General features: G+C 43.7%; 24 protein-coding genes and 1 riboswitch. Of the genes, 8 read left to right on the top strand and 16 right to left on the bottom strand.

Going from position 1 to position 21,798, the window contains the following annotated elements:
• Positions 1-186 precede the first annotated feature (186 nt).
• Complete coding sequence (locus tag HHK01_RS07100; protein WP_170007137.1) at positions 187-1,014, top strand: manganese catalase; 828 nt, start codon at positions 187-189, stop codon at positions 1,012-1,014.
• A gap of 499 nt (positions 1,015-1,513) precedes the next feature.
• Here the strand turns inward: HHK01_RS07100 and ribH are convergent, their stop codons facing one another.
• From ribH to HHK01_RS07075, 5 genes are all read right to left on the bottom strand, one after another.
• On the bottom strand, positions 1,514-1,981 hold the full coding sequence (gene ribH, locus HHK01_RS07095; protein WP_170007136.1) for a 6,7-dimethyl-8-ribityllumazine synthase: 468 nt from the start codon (positions 1,979-1,981) through the stop codon (positions 1,514-1,516).
• A 431-nt stretch (positions 1,982-2,412) separates the two neighbouring features.
• Positions 2,413-3,612 carry a bifunctional 3,4-dihydroxy-2-butanone-4-phosphate synthase/GTP cyclohydrolase II gene (locus HHK01_RS07090; RefSeq protein ID WP_170007135.1) on the bottom strand — a complete coding sequence of 400 codons (1,200 nt, stop codon included), beginning with the start codon at positions 3,610-3,612 and terminating at the stop codon, positions 2,413-2,415.
• Between the two features lie 5 nt (positions 3,613-3,617).
• Positions 3,618-4,268, bottom strand: a complete 651-nt coding sequence (ribE, locus tag HHK01_RS07085; protein ID WP_170007134.1) for a riboflavin synthase — start codon at positions 4,266-4,268, stop codon at positions 3,618-3,620.
• On the bottom strand, positions 4,249-5,364 hold the full coding sequence (ribD, locus tag HHK01_RS07080) for a bifunctional diaminohydroxyphosphoribosylaminopyrimidine deaminase/5-amino-6-(5-phosphoribosylamino)uracil reductase RibD (RefSeq protein WP_170007133.1): 1,116 nt from the start codon (positions 5,362-5,364) through the stop codon (positions 4,249-4,251). The genes ribE and ribD overlap by 20 nt, the downstream gene beginning before the upstream one ends.
• Before the next feature lie 237 nt (positions 5,365-5,601).
• Positions 5,602-5,749, bottom strand: a riboswitch (FMN riboswitch).
• 161 nt (positions 5,750-5,910) lie between these two features.
• Positions 5,911-6,543 carry a hypothetical protein gene (locus HHK01_RS07075; protein ID WP_170007132.1) on the bottom strand — a complete coding sequence of 211 codons (633 nt, stop codon included), beginning with the start codon at positions 6,541-6,543 and terminating at the stop codon, positions 5,911-5,913.
• Between the two features lie 260 nt (positions 6,544-6,803).
• Between HHK01_RS07075 and HHK01_RS07070 the strand changes: the two genes are divergently transcribed.
• From HHK01_RS07070 to HHK01_RS07060, 3 genes are all read left to right on the top strand, one after another.
• The gene (locus HHK01_RS07070; RefSeq protein WP_170007131.1) at positions 6,804-7,583 is read left to right on the top strand and encodes an undecaprenyl-diphosphate phosphatase; all 780 of its coding nucleotides are present in this window, start codon (positions 6,804-6,806) and stop codon (positions 7,581-7,583) included.
• On the top strand, positions 7,584-8,180 hold the full coding sequence (locus HHK01_RS07065) for a DedA family protein (RefSeq protein ID WP_170007130.1): 597 nt from the start codon (positions 7,584-7,586) through the stop codon (positions 8,178-8,180).
• Between the two features lie 199 nt (positions 8,181-8,379).
• Positions 8,380-8,949: a GNAT family N-acetyltransferase gene (locus HHK01_RS07060; RefSeq protein ID WP_170007129.1), complete on the top strand. Its 570-nt coding sequence runs from the start codon at positions 8,380-8,382 to the stop codon at positions 8,947-8,949.
• A gap of 44 nt (positions 8,950-8,993) precedes the next feature.
• Here HHK01_RS07060 and HHK01_RS07055 read toward each other — a convergent pair whose 3' ends face one another.
• The gene (locus HHK01_RS07055; RefSeq protein ID WP_170007128.1) at positions 8,994-9,152 is read right to left on the bottom strand and encodes a YflJ family protein; all 159 of its coding nucleotides are present in this window, start codon (positions 9,150-9,152) and stop codon (positions 8,994-8,996) included.
• Between the two features lie 263 nt (positions 9,153-9,415).
• On the opposite strand from HHK01_RS07055, the gene HHK01_RS07050 reads away from it, so the two are divergent.
• On the top strand, positions 9,416-10,780 hold the full coding sequence (locus tag HHK01_RS07050; RefSeq protein WP_170007127.1) for an MATE family efflux transporter: 1,365 nt from the start codon (positions 9,416-9,418) through the stop codon (positions 10,778-10,780).
• Positions 10,781-10,828: 48 nt separating this feature from the next.
• Here HHK01_RS07050 and HHK01_RS07045 read toward each other — a convergent pair whose 3' ends face one another.
• On the bottom strand, positions 10,829-11,602 hold the full coding sequence (locus HHK01_RS07045) for an SDR family oxidoreductase (RefSeq protein WP_170007126.1): 774 nt from the start codon (positions 11,600-11,602) through the stop codon (positions 10,829-10,831).
• Positions 11,603-11,706: 104 nt separating this feature from the next.
• Between HHK01_RS07045 and HHK01_RS07040 the strand changes: the two genes are divergently transcribed.
• Complete coding sequence (locus HHK01_RS07040; protein ID WP_170007125.1) at positions 11,707-12,177, top strand: Hsp20/alpha crystallin family protein; 471 nt, start codon at positions 11,707-11,709, stop codon at positions 12,175-12,177.
• On the opposite strand, the gene HHK01_RS07035 is transcribed toward HHK01_RS07040, so the two are convergent.
• The 4 genes from HHK01_RS07035 to HHK01_RS07020 form a co-directional block, all read right to left on the bottom strand.
• A complete protein-coding gene (locus HHK01_RS07035) occupies positions 12,161-12,730 on the bottom strand; it encodes a GNAT family N-acetyltransferase (protein ID WP_170007124.1) in 570 nt (189 codons plus the stop codon). The genes HHK01_RS07040 and HHK01_RS07035 overlap by 17 nt on opposite strands.
• Before the next feature lie 63 nt (positions 12,731-12,793).
• Positions 12,794-13,321, bottom strand: coding sequence for a hypothetical protein (locus HHK01_RS07030; protein ID WP_170007123.1), 528 nt, complete (start codon positions 13,319-13,321; stop codon positions 12,794-12,796).
• A 121-nt stretch (positions 13,322-13,442) separates the two neighbouring features.
• Complete coding sequence (locus HHK01_RS15440) at positions 13,443-14,408, bottom strand: CAP domain-containing protein (RefSeq protein WP_228027695.1); 966 nt, start codon at positions 14,406-14,408, stop codon at positions 13,443-13,445.
• A gap of 330 nt (positions 14,409-14,738) precedes the next feature.
• Positions 14,739-14,999: a hypothetical protein gene (locus HHK01_RS07020; RefSeq protein ID WP_170007122.1), complete on the bottom strand. Its 261-nt coding sequence runs from the start codon at positions 14,997-14,999 to the stop codon at positions 14,739-14,741.
• A gap of 71 nt (positions 15,000-15,070) precedes the next feature.
• Here HHK01_RS07020 and HHK01_RS07015 point away from each other — a divergent pair, with 71 nt between their 5' ends.
• Positions 15,071-15,319: a DNA alkylation repair protein gene (locus HHK01_RS07015; protein WP_170008701.1), complete on the top strand. Its 249-nt coding sequence runs from the start codon at positions 15,071-15,073 to the stop codon at positions 15,317-15,319.
• A gap of 16 nt (positions 15,320-15,335) precedes the next feature.
• Here the strand turns inward: HHK01_RS07015 and HHK01_RS07010 are convergent, their stop codons facing one another.
• From HHK01_RS07010 to HHK01_RS07000, 3 genes are all read right to left on the bottom strand, one after another.
• A complete protein-coding gene (locus tag HHK01_RS07010) occupies positions 15,336-16,151 on the bottom strand; it encodes a hypothetical protein (protein WP_170007121.1) in 816 nt (271 codons plus the stop codon).
• A gap of 89 nt (positions 16,152-16,240) precedes the next feature.
• The gene (locus HHK01_RS07005) at positions 16,241-17,872 is read right to left on the bottom strand and encodes an MDR family MFS transporter (protein ID WP_170007120.1); all 1,632 of its coding nucleotides are present in this window, start codon (positions 17,870-17,872) and stop codon (positions 16,241-16,243) included.
• Between the two features lie 29 nt (positions 17,873-17,901).
• Entirely contained in the window at positions 17,902-18,267 is a 366-nt protein-coding gene (locus HHK01_RS07000) for a MarR family winged helix-turn-helix transcriptional regulator (RefSeq protein ID WP_228027693.1), read from the bottom strand.
• Positions 18,268-18,492: 225 nt separating this feature from the next.
• Between HHK01_RS07000 and HHK01_RS06995 the strand changes: the two genes are divergently transcribed.
• On the top strand, positions 18,493-19,116 hold the full coding sequence (locus HHK01_RS06995) for a class I SAM-dependent methyltransferase (RefSeq protein ID WP_170007118.1): 624 nt from the start codon (positions 18,493-18,495) through the stop codon (positions 19,114-19,116).
• 16 nt (positions 19,117-19,132) lie between these two features.
• Here HHK01_RS06995 and HHK01_RS06990 read toward each other — a convergent pair whose 3' ends face one another.
• The gene (locus tag HHK01_RS06990) at positions 19,133-20,083 is read right to left on the bottom strand and encodes an LCP family protein (protein WP_170007117.1); all 951 of its coding nucleotides are present in this window, start codon (positions 20,081-20,083) and stop codon (positions 19,133-19,135) included.
• Between the two features lie 123 nt (positions 20,084-20,206).
• The gene (locus HHK01_RS06985; RefSeq protein ID WP_228027692.1) at positions 20,207-21,793 is read right to left on the bottom strand and encodes a S41 family peptidase; all 1,587 of its coding nucleotides are present in this window, start codon (positions 21,791-21,793) and stop codon (positions 20,207-20,209) included.
• Positions 21,794-21,798: the final 5 nt, after the last annotated feature.

The following is a 21,798-nucleotide window of genomic DNA, read 5'->3' as shown; positions in this document are numbered from 1 at the left end:
GTCGCACTTTTAAACCACAGTCGTTTATTATACCGCGTCTCACTAGTTATGTATACGAGAAAGTAATAGAAGGGCTGAAATAGAAAGTGTGCTTTTGTTTTGTCCTTAAAGTTTTTTCCTATTCATTCTCAACTTCCGCATAGTTCTTCCTTACCTAGGTATATTAAAAATGGAGGTGTTATGAATATGTTTTTTCACGTAAAAGAGCTTCAATATAACGCTAAACCAGAGCGTCCAGATCCGGTCTATGCCAAAAAACTTCAAGAAGTACTTGGAGGTCAATTTGGTGAAATGACGGTTATGATGCAATATTTATTCCAAGGATTTAACTGTCGAGGAGAACAAAAATACCGAGACATGTTATTAGACATTGGCACAGAGGAAATTGCCCACGTAGAAATGTTATGTACGATGATCTCTCGACTACTAGACGGGGCACCTGTTGAAGATCAAGAGGAAGCGGCTAAAGATCCACTCATCGGGGCTGTGTTAGGCGGTATGAACCCACAACATATGATCGTATCAGGCTTGGGTGCTACCCCAACTGACAGTGCAGGTTACCCATGGGTCTCAAGATACATGGTGGCAAGCAATAATTTGTTAGCAGATTTTCGTGCAAATTTAAATGCAGAATCGCAAGGACGTTTGCAAGTCGTTCGGTTGTATGAATCTACCACAGACCCTGGCGTACGAGACATGCTATCCTTCATGATCGCTCGTGATACGATGCACCAAAACCAATGGCTAGCGGCAATAGATGAACTGCAATCGAAAGGGGATATTATCGTCCCAAGCACGTTTAACCGCGAATATGAGAAGCAAGAAGTGTCCAATCAGTTCTGGGACTGCTCTAAAGGAACAGAAAGTAGCCAAGGTCGATGGGCAAACGGACCGATGTTTGATGGCACTGCCAACTTCGAGTACTTAGCAAACCCAGAACCAATGGGGGAAATTCCTACGTTAAATCCGGCACCGCCAAATATTCACGGAACACCGCCAACTCCTCCACTATAAATAGATATTACAAAAACACCTCCTATCGGTCGAATCCGATTTAAAGGAGGTGTTTCTTTAAATGTCGATAAACAGCATTCCTAAGTCTGAGCATTCTCCTCTGAGTCTGCGTTTCGAAGCCTAAGTCTGAGCATTCTCCTCTGAGTCTGCGTTTCCGGTGCCTAAGTCTGAGCATTCTTCCTTGAGTCTGCGTTTCCGGTGCCTAAGTCTGAGCATTCTCCTCTGAGTCTGCGTTTCGAAGCCTAAGTCTGAGCATTCTCCTCTGAGTCTGCGTTTCCGGTGCCTAAGTCTGAGCATTCTTCCTTGAGTCTGCGTTTCGAAGCCTAAGTCTGAGCATTCTCCTTGGAGTCTGCGTTTCCGGTGCCTAAGTCTGAGCAATTTGCCGCAGAAGTCTGTATACGGTCTTGGTCTGCGTATGGTATTCCTACATGAAAAACGAACTAAATTTCGGGGAGTTAGTTCGTTTTTCTACCCTACTGAACCTTTAATACATTTCAAATTACCCGTTAATCTGTTTCAACACGTTCACCATTTCAATAGCGCCAGTCGCTGCTTCTGCCCCTTTATTCCCAGCTTTTGTTCCCGCTCTTTCAATTGCTTGCTCGATCGTATCTGTAGTGAGTACGCCAAAAATGATCGGGATGCCACTTTCCATGCTGGCAGATGCCACGCCTTTTGCTACCTCGCTGCTTACAAAGTCAAAGTGTGGAGTCGCCCCACGAATAACCGTACCAAGTGTGACGACGGCATCGTATCGATTTGTTGCCGCCATTTGTTTTGACATGAGTGGAATTTCGTATGCACCAGGTACCCATACGACCGAAATATCGTCTTTTTCTACACCATGGCGCGTTAACGCATCCACAGCACCACCCAGTAGTTTACTCGTAATAAACTCATTAAATCGACTTACAACGATACCAATCTTCTGACCTGTTCCTACTACATTTCCTTCAAATACGTTCATCTTTGTTCCTCCTCAAATGTTTTGAATCCTGGGATAAGAGCGTTAATTCCGGGATAAGAGCGTTAATCCTGGGATAAGAGCGTTAACCCCGAGATAAGAGCGTTAATCCTGGGATAAGAGCGTTAATCCCGGGATAAGAGCGTTAACCCCGAGATAAGAGCGTTATTCCTGGGATAAGAGCGTTAACCCCGAGATAAGAGCGTTAATCCTGGGATAAGAGCGTTAATCCCGGGATAAGAGCGTTAATCCCCAGATAAGAGCGTTAATCCCGGGATAAGAGCGTTAACCCCGAGATAAGAGCGTTAACCCCGAGATAAGAGCGTTAATCCCGGGATAAGAGCGTTAATCCCGGGATAAGAGCGTTAATCCCGGGATAAGAGCGTTAATCCCCAGATAAGAGCGTTAGTCCCAAAATAAGGGCGTACCTTTGCTTATTTTGTAAAGTGCAAGAAATGCCCTAGCTTTTCGTGCTTTGTGCGTAAGTAGTTTTCGTTCTCTTCCTTCGTTGGCATTTGGATCGGAACGCGGTCAACTACTTCAAGACCGTATCCTTTTAAGCCGGCGATTTTGCGCGGGTTGTTCGTTAGGAGTCTCATTTGTTTCACACCAAGGTCTCGTAGCATTTGTGCCCCGACTCCATAATCGCGTAAATCTGCCCCAAAACCGAGCTTATGATTCGCTTCTACCGTGTCATAGCCTTCTTCTTGCAGTTTGTAAGCTTTCAATTTATTAATGAGCCCGATACCGCGACCTTCTTGGCGCATGTACAACAGAATCCCTGCGCCTTCTTTTTCAATTTGGGCGAGCGCGGCGTGTAACTGTGGTCCGCAGTCACATCGGAACGAACCGAGCACATCTCCGGTTAAACATTCTGAGTGAACCCGAGTGAGTACGGGTTTCGAAAGGTCTGGTGTGCCTTTCACTAAAGCAATATGCTCTTTACCGTCTACCTTGTTTGTGTAACCGATGGCGCGAAACTCTCCAAATTCAGTCGGCAACTTTATTTCTACTTCTCGTGTTACGATTGAGTCGTACTGTAGACGATACCGAATCAAGTCTTGGATCGTAACCATCGTTAACTTGTGCTCATCTGCAATCTCGCGGAGCTCGGGAACGCGAGCCATCGAACCATCCTCATTCATAATTTCACAAATCACACCAGCTGGTTCACTGCCGGCAAGTCTTGCTAAATCAACTGCAGCTTCCGTGTGTCCCGCTCTTCTTAGCACACCACCGTCTTTTGCAATTAAAGGAAAGATGTGACCCGGTCTTTTGAAATGCTCTGACTGTGCATCCTTTGCAATCAATTTTTGCACTGTATGTGATCGCTCACCTGCAGAAATACCCGTTGTCGTCTCGATATGATCGACACTAATGGTGAATGCGGTTTGATGCGAATCAGTATTTTTATTCGTCATTAAGTGCAAATCAAGCTCTCGTGCGCGCTCTTCCGTAATTGGTGCACAGACGAGCCCCCGCCCTTTTGTCACCATAAAGTTAATCACTTCTGGAGTCGCAAATTCAGTAAGCGCAATAAAATCGCCTTCGTTTTCGCGATCCTCATCATCACACACAATAATGACTTTCCCATTTCGTAAATCTTCTAAAGCTTTCTGAATAGAATCAAACATGTTCCTCACCCTTCCATAAAGCCTGATCGATGTAATGTATCCATCGTGATCCCACCTGATTGCTGATCGTGTTGTCTCGGAATACGCTGTACATATTTTGCCAAAAGATCTGTTTCAATATTGACAGATTCGCCAACTGATTTTTTTGCAAGAATGGTTTGGTCACTCGTATGGGGGATGAGGGATACAGTCACTGTCTTCCCCTCCACTCCAAAAACGGTTAGAGAAGTCCCATCTATTGCAATCGATCCTTTATAAATGACTGTAGTTAGCAACTCTTCAGGAATTTCGATGTGCACATAGATCGCATTTTGTTCACGACGCTTTGACACAATGGTTCCTACCCCGTCCACGTGACCCGACACGAAATGCCCACCGAAGCGTCCGCCTGCTGCCATGGCACGTTCTAGGTTGACAGGATCACCATTTTTCAACGTTCGCAGCGTTGTAGAGTGAAAGGTTTCCGGCATTACATCAGCTGCAAAAGAAGACGATGTAAACTGGGTAACCGTCAAACAAACTCCATTAATTGAGATCGAGTCTCCGAGGTGAACATCTTGTAATACAGTAGAGGCGTCAATGTTCAAGGTCATATGTTCGCGAGCTTGCGCTATATTTCGTATCTTTCCGACTTCTTCAATAATCCCCGTGAACATGTGACGTCACCTCCTTTTTCTTGTACGTTGCCTTTATGTTTTCCCCAATTCGGATCACGTCTTCAAGTGATAGTGTGTAGGAGTCATTCATCTCGGGAACGTTTCCCCGATCAGCAAAGCTTCCTGCAGCTATATCCCCAATTAGGCGCGGACCGGTGTACACGATAAGTTTCTGAAACAAACCTGCCTGTAAAAACGAGCCGTGAATTTTACGCCCACCTTCTACATACAAACTCACAATGTCTTCTTCATACAAAGTGGACAACAAACTCTCTAGGTCTATTTCAGTTTTGGTATTTTGTACAAATACACGGATACCTAGATGGCGCAAAGCACTTACTTTTTCTTTGTCAGCTTTTGCGGTCGTGAAAATCCACGTCTCTGCTTGCTGATCTGTGACAACTTGGGCTTCAAAAGGTATTGAAAGCTTTGAGTCTACGATGACTCGAACAGAATGTAGTCCACCCTCGGGGCGACGAGTTGTGAGAGAAGGGTCGTCGTGAAGAATCGTACCGATACCAACTAAAATGGCATCGTAGCGATGACGATCATCGTGAACGTCTTGACGGGCTTCTTCTGTAGTAATCCATTTGCTTTCTCCAGTTGTCGTACTCGTTTTTCCATCAATAGTTTGCGCTACTTTGAGCGTTACATAAGGAAGACGTTGGGTGAGCGTATGAAAGAAAAACGTGTTTAACCTTCCAGCCTCTTCTCCACATAAACCGACATGTACGTCTAGACCTGCTTGCCGTAAATGCTCGATGCCTTTTCCCTTCACAACATGGTGAGGATCTTTCATCGCGACAAATACGGTACGAACGCCAGCCTCAACAAGTGCATGCGCACACGGCGGCGTTTTTCCGTAATGACTGCAAGGTTCTAGCGTTACATACGCCGTTGCGCCTTTTGCCTCGTCTCCAGCCATCCTGATTGCCTGTACTTCAGCATGAGCCCCGCCAGCCCGGAGGTGAGCCCCCATACCAACGATTCTTCCGTCATTTACCAACACGCAGCCTACTGCTGGGTTTGGTGACGTTTGACCCATCGTAGCTTTAGCGAGTTGAATCGCTGTGTTCATGTGCATTTCGTGACCCATCTTCTCTTCGACCCCCTTTCTTTTTTAAACTGGATCTGTTAAACCTGCCTGTTGATTGCATCATCAACAATGACCTTTAACACAACCCTGAAAATAAAAAAGCCCCGTCTTTTTTTGCAAGACGGGGCTTTCTTTGCATGTGTAAATAAACGTCCGTTAGTACAAAGACTTTTAAGGAATACTCATGATTCACGAGAAATTCGCCGTTCGTCTGACTACTGTAAGCAACGAAACGCATTTTTCCTTCTCCCATCCAGACTTTCACTGTCGGCCGTGGGTTCTCACCACTGTCAGCCGCACCGTTACCAGTGCGGGTCACGGGCTAAGCATGGAACGCCATGCTATCACCGTCGGTAGGGAATTTCACCCTGCCCCGAAGGAAATGTACTTATCCTGTTTCCAACATCATAGCAGAGTTGGGGTCATATTGCCTAGGGAAAGGTCTTGTAGGAGGAAAATAACTTGATACTAGATCCACTGCTTCGACTACTAAAGGATTTGTTTTGGTAAATTGATTCTGAACTCCCACATAATGAAAGTGAATCCTCACAAAAAGAAATAGTTTGCTCGAAAAAGGGTAAGTACGCAGCTATGAGACGGCTCTAGCTGCCGATAAAACTGAACTTGTAAGGATCCATTACTACAGTTCTCAAAATACACCTGTGCCACAACTGTTTTCTCTCCTTCTAGACTAATTTGTACGAGATTCCAGCCCCTTTTGGAAGGAAGGAGTTGATAGAGTTCCTTCGAAGTGGTTTGTGTAGTTTGCAGTTCTACTGTCGGTTGCTTGTTATCGGCAGACCATCCGTATAAAAAGGTTTGTTTATGCACGCCGTGTTCTATTCGATGCTTACATTCACAGCGATCTCGTTTTATGTGAACAGTTGAAAGAGCTTGTCCACTAGCACTCAAGGCATACGTTCGCTCCGTACCCGTATAAGATAATCTATAGGTTAGATTCTGTTGTAAAGAGTCTTGTTCCCCATCTACTTGCAAACGTGACCACCCGTATAAAAGGGAGCCTGTTCCACATACAAAGGGAACGGCTGCTAGAAATAGTAGAGAAGGTGTGGCCCATTTTATCGTAGCCAAAAGAATACACACGCTCATGACGAGCCACGGTACAGACCATTTCGCCCAATAGTTCGCTTCGCTTTTTGCAATATGAAGGTTGTCCAAGAAACGCCCCTCCTTTCCTCCACTCTACTCTATGAATCTTCTAGTAGGATTATGAAGAAAGAAGACTTTTTCAATGCCACCTTTTGACACATATACTTTGCGTGTCTACCTTCCCTTTTGCTGTTCCGAGAATCGCGGGTGGTTACAGTTCTCAAATTTCTTCCACTACAGGAAAGTTTCATTTTCCCTCATGAACGACCCATCAACCGAATACATTGATAGCAATGTATGCCTGTCCGAAGTAATGAGGAGGTTAGACGGTGTCGAAAATAGAAGCTTTTTTGCTCGGAATCATTCAAGGATTAACAGAATTTCTACCGATTTCTTCAACAGGTCACTTATATATTGGAAGACAGTTTTTCGATTTAGAGGAAGCGGGTTTGTTTTTAGATACGATGTTGCATCTAGGTACCCTTTTGGCTGTGCTTGTCGTGTACCATAAAGAGCTCTTGTCTATTTTACGAAATCCTTTTCAACCGCTCACACTTCTTCTTGTTATCGGGACCATACCCGCTGTAATTGCAGCACTGTTGTTTGGGGATGTATTAGAATCGATTAGTGTAAGCGGCGTGACCATTCCGTATGAGTTCCTGTTTACCGGCTTCATCCTTTTCTGGGCAGTTAAGAACAAGGGTGGGTCCAAATCAATGGAAGATTTGACTTGGCGCGACGGTCTTATTATTGGTAGCTTTCAAGCGGTGGCAATTCTTCCAGCGGTTAGTCGTTCTGCTTTAACCATTGCTGCGGGACTGTTTTGCAAAATGGACCGCGCAAGTGCTGCCTATTTCAGCTTTTTTCTCTCAATTCCAGTCATCTCGGGTGGTGTCGTATTACAAGGAAGAGAGTTATTCCAAGGTGGCGTGGAAGTCGTCCCCTTTTCAAGTTTGCTCGTCGCTACTATAGCTGCCAGTTTGTTTGGTTATTTTGCTATTGTTTGGCTTCTAAAGTTTTTACAGCAAAAATCACTCACACCCTTTGCAATTTACGTGACGGTACTTGGGCTTGTAATTCTTGTGCTACAACAAGTGGAGGTGTTATAAGTGGAGACGCTTACGGAGACAGTTTTAGCATCCTTTCACTCAATAGGAGCTTGGGGCATTTTCCTCGGGTTACTCGTGGAGGTCATCCCCAGTGAAATTGTTCTGAGTCTCGGCGGAGCGATGGTAAAAGCCGGTCACTTCGGTTGGATCGCTGCTGGTGTGGCCGGAGTAATTGGTGGCACCTTAGCGCAACTTATCCTTTATGCCATCGGAAGATACGGTGGCCGCCCCTTTGTCATGCGGTATGGCAAATGGCTTTTCCTCCATCCGCACCACATCGAAAAGGCAGAGCGCTGGGTTGATCAGTATGGAACGGGTATGATTTTCTTTGCACGCTTCATCCCGATCGTTCGGCACGCGATAAGTATTCCGTGTGGACTCGTACAAATGAAGCTTTCTCAATTCGTCTTATACACGTTCGCTGCGATGATTCCGTGGACCGTTTTGTTTCTACTTATCGGGTATCAGTTAAGCACCCATTGGCATCAAGTGGAGGCAGTAGCAAAACCGATGATGATGCCCATTATTTTGTTTGCACTTATCGGCATGTTTCTTTTCTTTTGGTGGACGAAACGGAGTGAAAAAACGACTGATTAATGCGTCGAATCACGTCGAAAAATAATGATAAAACACCGTAAAAAAACCTATTCCCTTTATCAAGAAAACACAGTATGATACGTGTAGTGAAATTGAATAGAGTGGGAAGGCAAATGGTGCGCCACCTTTAAGGTTCTAGTGGGTTCGATTCCCACCCCGAAATTTTGATTCCATATAAAATTTCGAGGGGGGTCTTTGTATGTTAAAAAGACGAGAGTTGAAAGATTGCGAACAGCTCTATCCACTCCTATGCGACCCGGCGATTTTCCCCTTTGTGAGACAAAAAGCACAATCGTATGAGGAGTATCTATTTCTAACAAAACACACGTTGGAAGAAGAGGAGAATGGAAACACCATTTCTCGTACCATTTTGGATGAATGGAACCAACCGATCGGCACTATTTCTTTATTTGACATTGAGGGTGGCGCTGGCTTTTTAGGCACTTGGATCGGAAAACCTTATCACGGCAAAGGATACAACCGATTGGCAAAGGATGCTTTCTTTGATGAGCTTTTTTACGATTTGGATATTACTACGGTGTATATGCGCATTCGCAAGCTCAATATTCGTAGCAAAAAAGCTGCAGAAAAATTACCTTATGTCGTCAACGCAGTCGAAACACACCCTTCTATTTATGAAGCTGTGAATGCACCCTTTGAGGAGCCTGTGTTTGACTTATATATGGTTCCGAAAGACTTGTATGTGCTTCATACGAAACGTGTGGACCGCGTGGAAGTAGTTTTAGCTGAGGATCGTTTGGAAGCTTAATAAAATAGTAAAGGACAGAGGATCTACCCCCTGTCCTTATTTGGTTATTTATTTTCAGATTTGTTCTCAACTAAATCCCGATACAAATTGCGCAAAATATGCGTTTTATATGTTTCTAGCTTTTTTCGTTCTACTGGATGATACCGGATGCCATTTTCTTTTAATTGTTGAACAAACCAGCCCTTCGATCCAAAGTATGCCAAAGCGATCTACCCCATTTCCCCTTTTCTAATAAGGTATGAATGAGGCATGGCGAGTAGACGAAACTTTTAGCCATTTCCCCTAATTTATTCTGTGTGCGCCTGCACTATAATGCTACGTATATACATAGTCAATTTGAGTAGACGAAATTCTTTAGCGTTGTTCCTTCGTGTCAAGCTCTGTCCCAGTGGTTACTGAGAAACTATGCCCTTATGTAAATCTTCATGGTATACTGTTTCCTGCAGCAAGGACTGGAGGGACATATATGAAGAGAACCTTAACAAAAAAAGACAAAATGAAACAATTTCTTATAATCTTCCTCCCGATACTTTTCACACAGGTCGGACTGTTCTCTATGAGCTTTTTTGACACCTTTATGTCCGGGCAAGCGAGTCCGGCAGACTTAGCTGGCGTGGCAGTTGGTTCTTCCCTTTGGATGCCTGTTTTTACGGGATTTACAGGTATCTTACTTGCGACCACACCGATTGTCGCCCAACAAATTGGTGGTGAACGTTATGAAAAGGTCGCTCCCTCTGTCATGCAGGCTATTTATGTATCGATTGCGATGGCTATACTTGTGCTTACCGCTGGCGCCTTTTTACTAGATCCAGTTCTGAACTTGATGTCGCTCGAGCAAGAAGTAAGGGATGTGGCAAGAGGCTACTTGATTGCCCTCTCTTTTGGTATCTTTCCTTTATTTATTTATAACGTACTACGCTGTTTCATTGATGCTTTAGGGATGACACGGGTGACGATGTGGATTACGTTGACAACAGTACCCTTAAACGTGACCACAAACTATATTTTTATTTACGGAAAATTCGGTGCCCCGCAGCTTGGTGGAATCGGAGCAGGTGTCGCCTCTTCTGTGACGTACTGGTCTATTTTCTTTATTGCTCTGTGGATCGTTCGAAAAAAGATTCCGTTTGTGAAGTACGGCTTATTTTCGAGTTGGGTTCACATTGATTGGAAAGAATGGCGTGCGTTGTTGACCATCGGCATTCCGATCGGGAGCTCAATCTTTTTTGAGACGAGTATTTTTGCTGCCGTCACTCTGTTTATGAGCGTATACGATACGGTCACTATCGCCTCACACCAAGCAGCGATCAATTTTGCTTCATTTATGTACATGGTGCCACTTAGCATTTCCATGGCACTGACCATCGTAGTTAGCTACGAGGTCGGCGCAAAACGGGCGGCAGATGCTCGTCAATATAGCATGATTGGCATTGCATTCGCCGTTCTCATATCGTTATTCAGTGCCATGATTCTTATCGTCTTCCGCGAACCGATCGCGCTTATTTATACAAACGACAAAGAGGTTTTCACACTGACAAGTACGTTTCTAATTTTTGCTGCCTTCTTCCAGGTGTCTGATGCTTTGCAAGCACCTATTCAAGGGGCGTTACGTGCATACAAAGACGTAAACACAACGTTCTTTGTCACGCTTGTATCTTACTGGGTGTTGGGACTACCAACCGGTTACATGCTAGCCAACATGACGGAACTCGGGCCATTTGGTTATTGGATTGGCTTAACAACAGGCCTCACGCTCGGAGCTATCGGATTAGGCGCTCGATTATGGCATGTACAAAACAAATTCCGAAAAACAAAGCAGATCGCTACATGATACTAAAAAGGGAAGCGAACGTGCTGCGTTCACTTCCCTTTTTACGGTTTATTTAACAGAATGTTTATGTAAAACTTCAGCACCGCCACCTACATGAATAACGTTACCAGTTAAAAAATCTGAGTCTTCTTGGCAAAGGAATGATACTACTCTAGCAACATCTTCCCCAGTTCCAGGTCTACCTACAGGCGTGAGATCGTCTTGAACGAGCAAAGCTTCTTCCCTCGTTGCTTCCTTCCATGGAGGCACAATATCACCAGGACAAACCATATGAGCAGTAATTCCGTTCGTTGCCTCTTCTTTTGCGATTGATTTTGTAAGAGAAGCCGTCGCTGTTTTGGCTGCAGCAAAGGCGCTCCGATAAGCCCATCCTGGTGCATGTTCTACTTCGTCAAATCCGAACGTTACAACTCTACCATATGAAGCTTCTCTTAATAATGGCATGAGCGGCTTTGTTAGCCAAAGTAGCGCATACACATTTCCTTTAAACAACTCATCCCACTTTTCTTCGTCATAGTCAGCAAATAACATACGGTCTCTTACAAACGGACCTGCGTTATGAATGCATGCGTGCAATACATCGGTTTTCATTAAAATTTGTTCTGTTATATGCAAACAATCTTCTTTTTTCGTAATGTCTCCATAAAGTAGTTGTATTCGGCATTGTTCTGTTTCTTCAAGCGATTTCGCCCACCGCCTAGCCTGTGATTCATCACTACGGTAATTGACGAATAAATCGAAACCATCCTTAGCCAATCGGGTGGCAATCTGATGTCCAATCCCTTTCGTACCACCTGTTAGAAATGCATACTTCCTCTTCATGAAACCCGTTCACCTCTTTTCCAACTACTTCCTGACATTTTCATAACGAGAGCATACACTAGGAATAACTAACGCCCAACTGTCCGGAAAAAGGAGGGAGCACGATGCTACCTTGGAAGTTCCAATTTCCTTTTCAAAATTCCACTTCACAATCACCCTTTTCAAATATGAATACAGACCAATTCACTTCATACTTTGAGTCCATGATGAAGCAATTCTCACCTGAGCAAATGGCATCTGTTCTTCAACAAAACCATACACCGCCGAACAGCCATTCAGCAAGCGATAGTGGGCTACAAGAGCAAATTTTTGAAACCCATGAAGATGTATATGTACGAATGCATATAAAAAAAAGAGAGTGGCTTGAACAAATGAGGCTCCATTACACATCCAACCAACTGATTGTGTCCCATGCACCTGAGCATGACGATGAATGGACGTGGACACTACCAGCTATTGTAAGACGAAAAGGAGCAAAAGCCACTCTCAAAGAAGATGTACTTGAAATACGCATACCGAAAAGCATTGACTACCAATGGACAGAGATTGAACTCCCTCCTATTGAGGAAATTTAGTTTCGATCACAGTACAAAAGTCATCACTTGATTTGTAAGAGTCTGTCGTTTGCAGAAGCTTGTCATAACAATAAAATGGTTCGCCTTTTCCTTGAAATAACATCGTACCTACCTTCACATAACCAAGCTTTTCAAATAAGCGCTGCGCCTTTTTGTTTAGCGAGTATGTATCGGTTTTCATATACATTGTACCACGAGTAAGCGCATACCCCTCTGCAAAACGAATTAGCTTAGAAGCAACACCTGCCCCTCGTTCGTGAACATCGACAGCCAGACGATGAAAAATAAACGGTTTTGTATAGGATTGACGCCAATCTATTTTTGCATAAGGAGCAGGTTCCTCTTGGTCAACCGTAATGGATCCAACGAGTTTCCCTTGTTCATTTTTGGCAACAAACAGGGTGCCTGACGCAATATCAGCTGCAAAATGATCACGTTGCGGATACTCACCTGTCCACTGATCGTTTTCTTCCAGTTCCATCAAGACCACCGTTTCCTTAACAATGTCCATTATAGAAGGCAAGTCCGCCATTATTCCTTGTCTAATATTCATGCTGTCACCTCTTTTTAATTACACACGGTTAGTATAGCCAAACATGCCTTAGATTAGAAACGATCAGGATATGCTTGCTCTGACCGCGGATATCCGCCTTTGATCGCGGATATATTCCTCTGATCGCGGATATCTGCTCCTGATCGCGGATATATTCCTCTGATCGCGGATATATTCCCCTGATCGCGGATATATTCCTCTGATCGCGGATATCCGCCTCTGATCGCGGATATATTCCCCTGATCGCGGATATCCGCCTCTGATCGCGGATATATTCCTCTGATCGCGGATATATTCCCCTGTTCGCGGATATCTGCTCCTGATCGCGGATATATTCCTCTGATCGCGGATATATTCCCCTGTTCGCGGATATATTCCCCTGTTCGCGGATATCTGCTCCTGATCGCGGATATATTCCTCTGATCGCGGATATATTCCCCTGATCGCGGATATATTCCCCTGTTCGCGGATATATCCTCCTGATCGCGGATATATTCCCCTGATCGCGGATATATTCCTCTGATCGCGGATATCTGCTCCTGATCGCGGATATATTCCCCTGACCGCGGATATCTGCTCTGAGTATTGCACTCAGGCTCGATTAGATTAGTCTAGATTCACCGCTCAAGTGTGTGAGTTCGCAACTCTACAATTCGGTAAAAAAAAACGAGCGTACCCACTGGGGGCGCTCGTTTTCTATCAATCTAGTCAATTATTTTCCTACAAACATTTGTGTCCAATAGTTTCCATTTTCTACGTACCCTACCCCAATATGTGTGAAGTCAGGGTTCATAATGTTTTGACGGTGTCCTGGAGAGTTCATCCAAGCAGACATAACGCTCTCTGGTGATGGTTGTCCCATGGCGATGTTTTCAGCAGCTGTGCGGTATGTGACTCCGTAAGACTTCATCATATCAAATGGAGAACCGTACGTAGGGCTGTTATGATCAAAGTAATTGTTTTGTTGCATATCTAATGACTTATCGCCTGCAACTACGCTTAGTTGTACGTCTAATTGTAGCGGTTGAAGTCCTGCTGCTACTCGCTCTTCGTTCACGAGAGCAACAACTTCACGTTCAAACGCACTGACCTCACCAGACTCGTCTGCTGCTGGTTGCTCTACTACTTCTTCAGCTGGTTGTGGGGCTGGAGTTGGCTCCTGCTTCTCTGGCACTGGCTTCGGTTCAGGTTTTGGCTCTGGCTTTGCCTCAGGCTTTGGTTCTGGCTTCGGCTTCGGCTCAGGTTTTGGTTCTGGCTTTGGCTCTGGCTTTGCCTCAGGTGTTGGCTCTGGCTTTGCCTCATGCTTTGGCTCTGGCTTTGCCTCAGGTTTTGGCTCTGGCTTTGCCTCAGGTTTTGGCTCTGGCTTTGCCTCAGGTTTTGGCTCTGGCTTCGGCTCAGGTTTTGGTTCTGGCTTCGGCTCTGGCTTTACTTCAGGTTTTGTCTCTGGCTTTACTTCTGGAACTTTTGTTTGGAATTGTGACCAGTCAAATTGAAACTTTCCACCAAAAATGCTTTGCAACTTGCTCTCGAAGTCTCCAAAATTACTAGTTTGATAATAAATAGCTTTCTTTATATAGCTTGTATCTTTTGAAGATGCGTCTGCTTGTTTCACTCCTGCACCGGATACAAGTAACGTAGCTGCCGTTGCAACTGTGATCATTAATTTGTTCTTATTCATAATAGTAAATTCCTCCTAGATGATAAGAATTGTCCAGCTTCAGCAGGAACCTGCTTTCGCTTTCGTGTGTGTTGTTTGCTACGGCTTCATCATAGCACGTACTTTTTGTCATAAAGGAGGAAGGTTCTGGTTGTTAGTATGTATTTCGCCTTACGAAACAGTTGATTTGCCCAATAATCCTTGATTTTATTCAGTTTCTAAAGGAGTTACTTCCCTATCTAAGAAAAGAGAGATTGGAAGGGGGAGGGTTTCCTTCCTACATTTGCACAAAAATAGGTATTGACGACTTTTTTTACGGTACTCGTTCCTAACATATGTGACAGAAATGTTTCAAACATCACGAAGTTCTTGATAAACTTTTGCATAAAATTCCAATAGGCGCACTTTCTCCTCATCTAGTAAAGAAGATTCTAAAATACGTTGCAAAGCAAACACTAGTTTCCTATCTAATGACACACGCAGTCGTGGATGGGTAGCAGTGTCTAACAACTCCTCGACTATCGCTTGTCTGAGTAAATGCTCAGCATCTCCAGCTTGCTCTTGCCGATCCTTCCAAAGTGAGAGAAAGGATTTATATAAATGGTTACTCACATGATCACCTCATACATACTTTTGTTTTCTTCTTCCCATACTATACTAAAATAGAACGAGGAGGGATTTTCATCGCTTCAGCTTATCATTGTCCCAACTGCAAAACGAATAAGACACGCTTCCATGTGATCGAACAAGTACCAACTAGCGTCAAACTGGATCCACAAACTGGTGAGGTGACTGCCACGTATACTTCTCAAGAGGAAAGTGGTCCTCTCCATATGCCGTATAAAGGACCCGAACGAAAAGTACAATGTGCAGTGTGTGGTCTCAATGAGGATGAGCACCGTTTTATACAGTATGCGAAAAGCCAAAAATGACTTGGCGTTTGCCGAGTCATTTTTTTGTGAGTTCCTCAAAAGGAAACACGATCGTATAAGGTTCTCCAGGTGAAAAACGAATTACATCAAAGTAGTAAGAAAACGGCTTGTTGTCTTGGAATAGACCGCTGATGCGCACTCTCCCTTGTAAATCACCCTCTACTTCTAAATCAATCGTATCTAAACGTGAAAATTGAAAGGGTTCCCACATCGTCACTAGTTTCTCTACGTCCTGATCTGCCATAATATGTGTAAGAATCACTCTGTCATGATTCTTCATCGCAACAAACCAAGCTTGAGCCGTATCTTCAATTGAGCTCACAGAAAAGTGATGATCTAGTAAATGCGCCGCCTTTAACATCATGAGATGGTGCGAGACGTCCATTTTATGTGACGCATGTGTAGTACTCCCAAGGAAATGAATGCAAAAGTGACCTGGAAAATCATTTGGCAATGCTCCTGCACCGTGTGGCATTCCATGCATGCTCGCAGCAATCCACGTTTCTCCAGATAGAACGATAATCGCCCTCCGCTTCCAACTCCATTCCCCTCCGTACACATCTTTCATAATGTTTGTGTCCTTTTTAGTTACTGGTTGGACATCAGCGTGTTGGGAACCAGCTCTTCTTTGAACAAGAAATGACTTTCCTGTTTCGATATCTAATACAGTGAATGTGGATTTGTTTGGCAAAAGCTTGTTCGCCTCTTCCCAAGAAAGTAAGGACACGTGGTACGGCAAAGGGGTGCGAGGGTCTGGACGCATGTCCGCCTCCACCTTCCCAATAGAGAACATCATCAGACAAAGAGACAGAATGAGTAATTTTCGAGGCATCGTATTCTCCTTATTAACTATGAGATGCCAATAGTATGTCCCGATATTAAAAAGAATCTGATGACAAAAGTCACCAGATTCTTTACATTTTAAGACCCTTGAGACGGTCTAGGGTGTGATTTAGCTGATGTTTTCGTAAGTGACTTTTTTTCCCCCTCACCAACAGCAGCTTCATTAGACGTTCGTAACGGAATCTCTCGTAAGAAAAAGGTTAAAATAAATCCAACGCCAATTGCGATCGCACCAATAAGAAAGACAAAGGAGATCGAGCTCCCTAGTGCTTCAATTAAAGAACCGATGAGTTGATCAAATACGACCAGCTCTTCACCACTTAAACTTGCGCGGACCGATTCGATTTGGTCTTGATTCAAAAGTGCTTGTGGATCTGCAAACTGACCAAGTTCCCCGGCAAGTGCAGGATCAGAAGGAAGAGACATACCCGATTCTTCTAAGTTTTTCGTAATAGATAGGTTCATGAGCGAGCCCATAATGGCCACTCCTACCGTACCACCAATTTGGCGAAAAAGTTGAGAGGACGCTGTTGCTACCCCTAAATACTTATGATCCACAGCATTTTGTACCGCCAGCGTAAAGACCGGCATGCTCAATCCAAGTCCAGCCCCAAGTATAATAATTCCTGCAATGACAAGCCAAAAAGTTGAGTCTGCGTTCAAGGTAGATATAAACACCATGCCTGCACCCATCACGAATAAACCAATCGAAGCAAAAATCCTATATTTTCCTGTCTTTGTTATCAACTGGCCACCAATCGTACTCGCGGCCACCATACTTAAGGTCATTGGCATCATAATGAAACCAGATTCAGAAGCAGATGCACCCATAACTCCTTGAATGAACATTGGCATATACATGATCGCACCGAACATTCCCATACCGAGAATGAATCCTGTAATATTAGATAAAGTAAATATGTCATTTTTAAACAATTCCAATGGCATCACGGCACTTTTCGTTCGTCCTTCTGTCCAAATAAAAAAGATTAAAGCAATAATCGTGGCGACAAACAAACCAATAATAGGGAAGCTAACCCAATCATAGTCTTGCCCTCCCCACGTGAATGCAAGTAAAAGAGGAACGATCGTTAGTGTTAAAAGAATAGAGCCTTGAAAATCGACGGGTTCCCTTTCTCTCTTTTCTTGGGCTGGAAACAACTTAGCAATCATACCAAATGCTACGAGACCAAAGGGAAGGAAGATCCAAAACACCCAGTTCCAATCTGTATTGTCCACGATCCAGCCACCTAAAGTTGGACCGAACACACTGGCGAGCCCAAATACGGATCCCATAATCCCTTGCCAGCGCCCGCGTTCTCTTGGTGCAAATAAGTCGCCAACAGCTGTAAACGCTGTAGACATGATCATCCCAGCACCAAAACCTTGAATCCCACGGTAAATAATTAACTGAATGGTTGTTTCACTTAAACCACTAAGAAATGAGCCTAATGTGAATACGCCGATTCCGATTAGGATAAAAGGCTTCCTACCATAAATATCAGACAGTTTCCCCACAAGCACGGCTGTAACGCTTGAAGTTAACATGTAAATTGTAAATATCCAACTGTATAAGTCAAAGCCACCTAAATCTGCAATGATTGTTGGTAATGCAGTCCCTACAATGGTTTGGTTAAGAGCTGCAAAGAGCATCGCAGACATGATAGCGAGCATAATCATAATCTTTTGTCTCTGTTCTAAATGTTCCATAGATGTTTCCCCTTCCTTGCTGTCTCCATTTAGTCAATCGATCTGGACATTTTTTCAAATAAATGAATCATCGTATCAAGTTCTGCATCTTCAAATGCTTGAAACTTTGATTGTAAATAAGCAGATTTTTTCGCTTCTACTTCCTTAAGAAAAGCTGTTCCCTCTTCTGTCAAGGACAGGTGCACAACACGCCGATCATTTTGAGAACGTCTACGTGTAATATACCCTTTTTGTACGAGAGAATCCGTTACGGTCGTTATGTGACTCGCACTAACCTGCAACATTTTGGCAAGATCGCTCGCTTTCTTATCTCCGTCAGTATCTAAAATATACAGCACGGCAAATTCATTTATGGATGCGAACTCCCCAAAAACTCGTTGCATTTCCTTTCTCATTTGGCGGACAGAAGATCGGAAAGTTCTTTCTAGCTGAATTAACTTATCTCTTCGCAATATCATCAACCCTCGAATAGTTTACTTGGTGAACATTTATACTATAGTACCATCTTGGTCTTTAGTCAACCGAAATAACTTATTTGATGGATCGCTCGCTATGCTATACTTAGGAAAACAGTAACATTGAATGAGGAGTTACGTCATGATCTTTCGAGGAGTGTGTGGATGGAGTATACAGGAGAGCGCGTGATTATCGAAAAAATGAATCCGACCAATACGATGTTGTTGGAGCATATCGCACGGTACACGTTTGCAAAAGATTACGCGACAGGACGAGTACTCGATCTTGCGTGTGGTTCCGGATATGGTACGAAAATGCTCGCTAAAGGCAAGCGGTCGTCTGTTTCTGAAGTAGTCGGCGTTGATATAAGCGAAGAGGCAATTGTATATGCAAACAAAACATATTATCACCCAAAGGTTTCCTATATAGAAGGCAACGCTACCGATCAAACATTGCCCCATCTGTTAGGTAGTTTTGATACCATCGTAAGCTTCGAAACGTTGGAGCATTTCGAAGATGAGGAAGTCTTCTTACACAATGTATATACATGTTTGCGGCCTGGGGGTACGCTTATCATTTCCACTCCTTTTGGACAAGGAAGAGACCTACCCACGCAAGAACCATTTCACGTTCACCAACTTACAGAAGAAGAGTTTCTTCACTTATTTCCTCAATATGAAACAACGTTTTATTACCAAAAAGGGGTATTAATTGAGCCGAAAAAAGAGAATAAACGCTATCCAATTGGCATCGCTTTATGCAAAAAGCCACCACAAGCTGTACGGTAACAACTGTGGTGGTTGATTATTGTTGTGATTCACGTAAAAATGCTCTTAATGCGTCTTTGTTCTTTTTCATATCAAGCTGAAGAACAGCTCCAGCCTCTGCTTCCAAACGATTTGTAAACCCATTTGAAACTGGAATGCGTAACGTCTCAATGTCACCTAATCCTTGCATCGCGATCGTAGAACCTATCGATATCCAATCCTTTATTTGTAAATCAGTCTCTACATACTTCGTTGCTTCTTTGACCAGGGATGGAATTTTGATCATCCCGTCAATAGACTTGATTTCTTGCAGGACAGCCTCTTTTACCTCAACAAGAATTTCTTGTTGCCTTTCTACTCGCCCAAAGTCATTTTCTGAATCGTGCCGAAATCGTACGTATTGTAACAAGTCCTCTCCTTTTAACGTCTGTATCCCAGGCTCTTTAGCAAAGTCCATACCGGTCACCATGGCTTCTGTTACGTCTACTTCGATTCCTTCTGGCACAAGTTCGTTCATCATATTTATAAACCCATCAAAATTGATAGACACTACATGATCAACTTCAATATCAAAGTTTTCTTCAACTGTAGTCTTTAATAGAGTTTCTCCACCGTAAACATAGGCATGATTTAATTTCGTTTCCCCGTAACCCGGAACATTCACAAAGCTGTCTCTCATAAAGGAAACAAGCTTGACCTTTTCACTCTGTGGATCGTACTGTGCTAATAAAATGGCATCCGAGCGGGCAGGTTCATTTTCCCTCTGATCGACACCTAATAGGAGGAAGGTTGTCTTCTCCTCTAGAAAAGAGAGTGAAGATGAAAAATCATTTTTCTCACGTTCGTCTAGAACTGGTGTCTCTTCTATGCGGTTATCCTTATCATCGGTGAGGGGATCATTTTCCGTCGACGGATCAGAAAATAGCCACGGCGTACAGGCAGTCAGAACGAAAACTACGACAAGTAAATTGGATATTATTTTTTTCAAGTCGACGGCCCTCCTTTTCCAATCGTTTACTAACATTTTGGAACAATCAACTGCTCAATATACTTCCCCCTTTAAAAAGGCAAAAAAACTGCTGACCTCTTAATAGGTCAGCAGTTTTTTTGTTTAGGCTGCATCATCGCTCTTTTCACCAGAAGTAGAAGTATTTTCACCATTCAATACGTTTTCTGCTTCTTGTACAAACGGATCATTATTTAGAGCATATTGTTGCAATGCTTGAAATAATACCGTCGTGCCTTCCTCGGTGAGTATTCCCGTAACTTCAAGGTCTTCAGCTTCTTGGAAGGCTTTCACAGCTACTGTCGTCTCGCTATCGAAACTTTCATCAACAGTACCCGGTGCGTAGCCTAGCAATTCTAATATTGTTTCTATTACTTGAACGTCTGCAGACACGACACCTTCTTCGTACGTGTTCTTCGTATTTACGAGCGGGAGTTGATAATAAGCAGGGAGTGTGACTTCCACATCCGGTTGGACGCCTTTTTCATTAACCCAATTCCCATCCGGTGTCAGCCATCTCGCTGTCGTGTATTTCATATTCGAGCCGTCCTCAAAGTCGATAGCCGTTTGAACAGTGCCTTTTCCAAATGAAGTTTGGCCAATAATCGGTGTATCAAGCGTTTCCTGCATTGCGGCTGCGACGATTTCAGAAGCGCTCGCACTTCCTCCATCGATAAGAACGACCACCGGTTTATCAAAAGTACTCTCTGCCTTAGAAACGTAAGTTTGCTTCGTTCCAGACCGTTCCTCAATAGATAGAATTGGTTCTCCATTAGGAATAAACAATTCACTCATGGCAGTGGCTTCCGGCAACAAACCACCAGGGTTCCCACGCAAATCTAAGATCAATTGTTCCATTCCTTCTTCTTCGAGTGTCGCTATTGCTTTCTTCACGTCGGCGGTAGTATTCTCTGAGAAATTCGTAACTTGAATTGTACCAATGGTCTCAGAAACCATTTCCTCATAAACGGTTTCAAGCGGAATTTCGTCCCGTGTCAAAGTCACTTCAAACGGTTCATCAGTTCCTGGTCTTTCAATTAATAACGTCACCTCAGAGCCTTTTTCACCACGGATAATTAAACTAGCCTCTCGTGCATCCATCCCTTGAATGGATTCTCCGTCAACTTCCAAAATACGATCGTTCGGGAGAAGACCCGCCTTTTCAGCAGGTGATCCTTTCAGAGGTGATACGATAATAATCGTATTATTCTGCTGTTGAATTTCAGCTCCTATCCCTTGAAAGGATGAGGATAGTGTGTCGTAAAATCCCTCTGCTTCTTCGATATTCATATAATCAGAGTAAGGGTCGTCAATGGCATCAAACATTCCATTAATAGCACCTTCGACCAATACATCTTGATCTAATGGTTCAAAGTAGGTTGCCTGCAACTCATCGTACGCCTCGTATAATTTTGAAAATTCATCTCTCGGCTCTGGCATTCCGACTTCGACAGCCTTCTCTTCCCCATACGTAAGTGCAAAAGTCGTAATTCCAGCCGTTGCAAAAATCGTTACGAAAATAAGCATAACGAAAGGAAAAGGTTTAAATCGAACCCAACGATTCGACACTTGTTCTTCCTCGGATGAATCAAGTACTCCTTCATCCCTTGAATCGTCCATTGGATGGTTGTTTTCTGTTTCTATAGATTCGTCGGTAGTGGTATCTTGATTGGATTGCTCATGTTTGTCCATTTGAC

It is taken from the genome of Bacillus fonticola, assembly GCF_012955605.1.
GTDB lineage: Bacteria > Bacillota > Bacilli > Bacillales > JC228 > Bacillus_CG > Bacillus_CG fonticola.
This window is presented reverse-complemented; position numbering and strand designations above follow the sequence as displayed.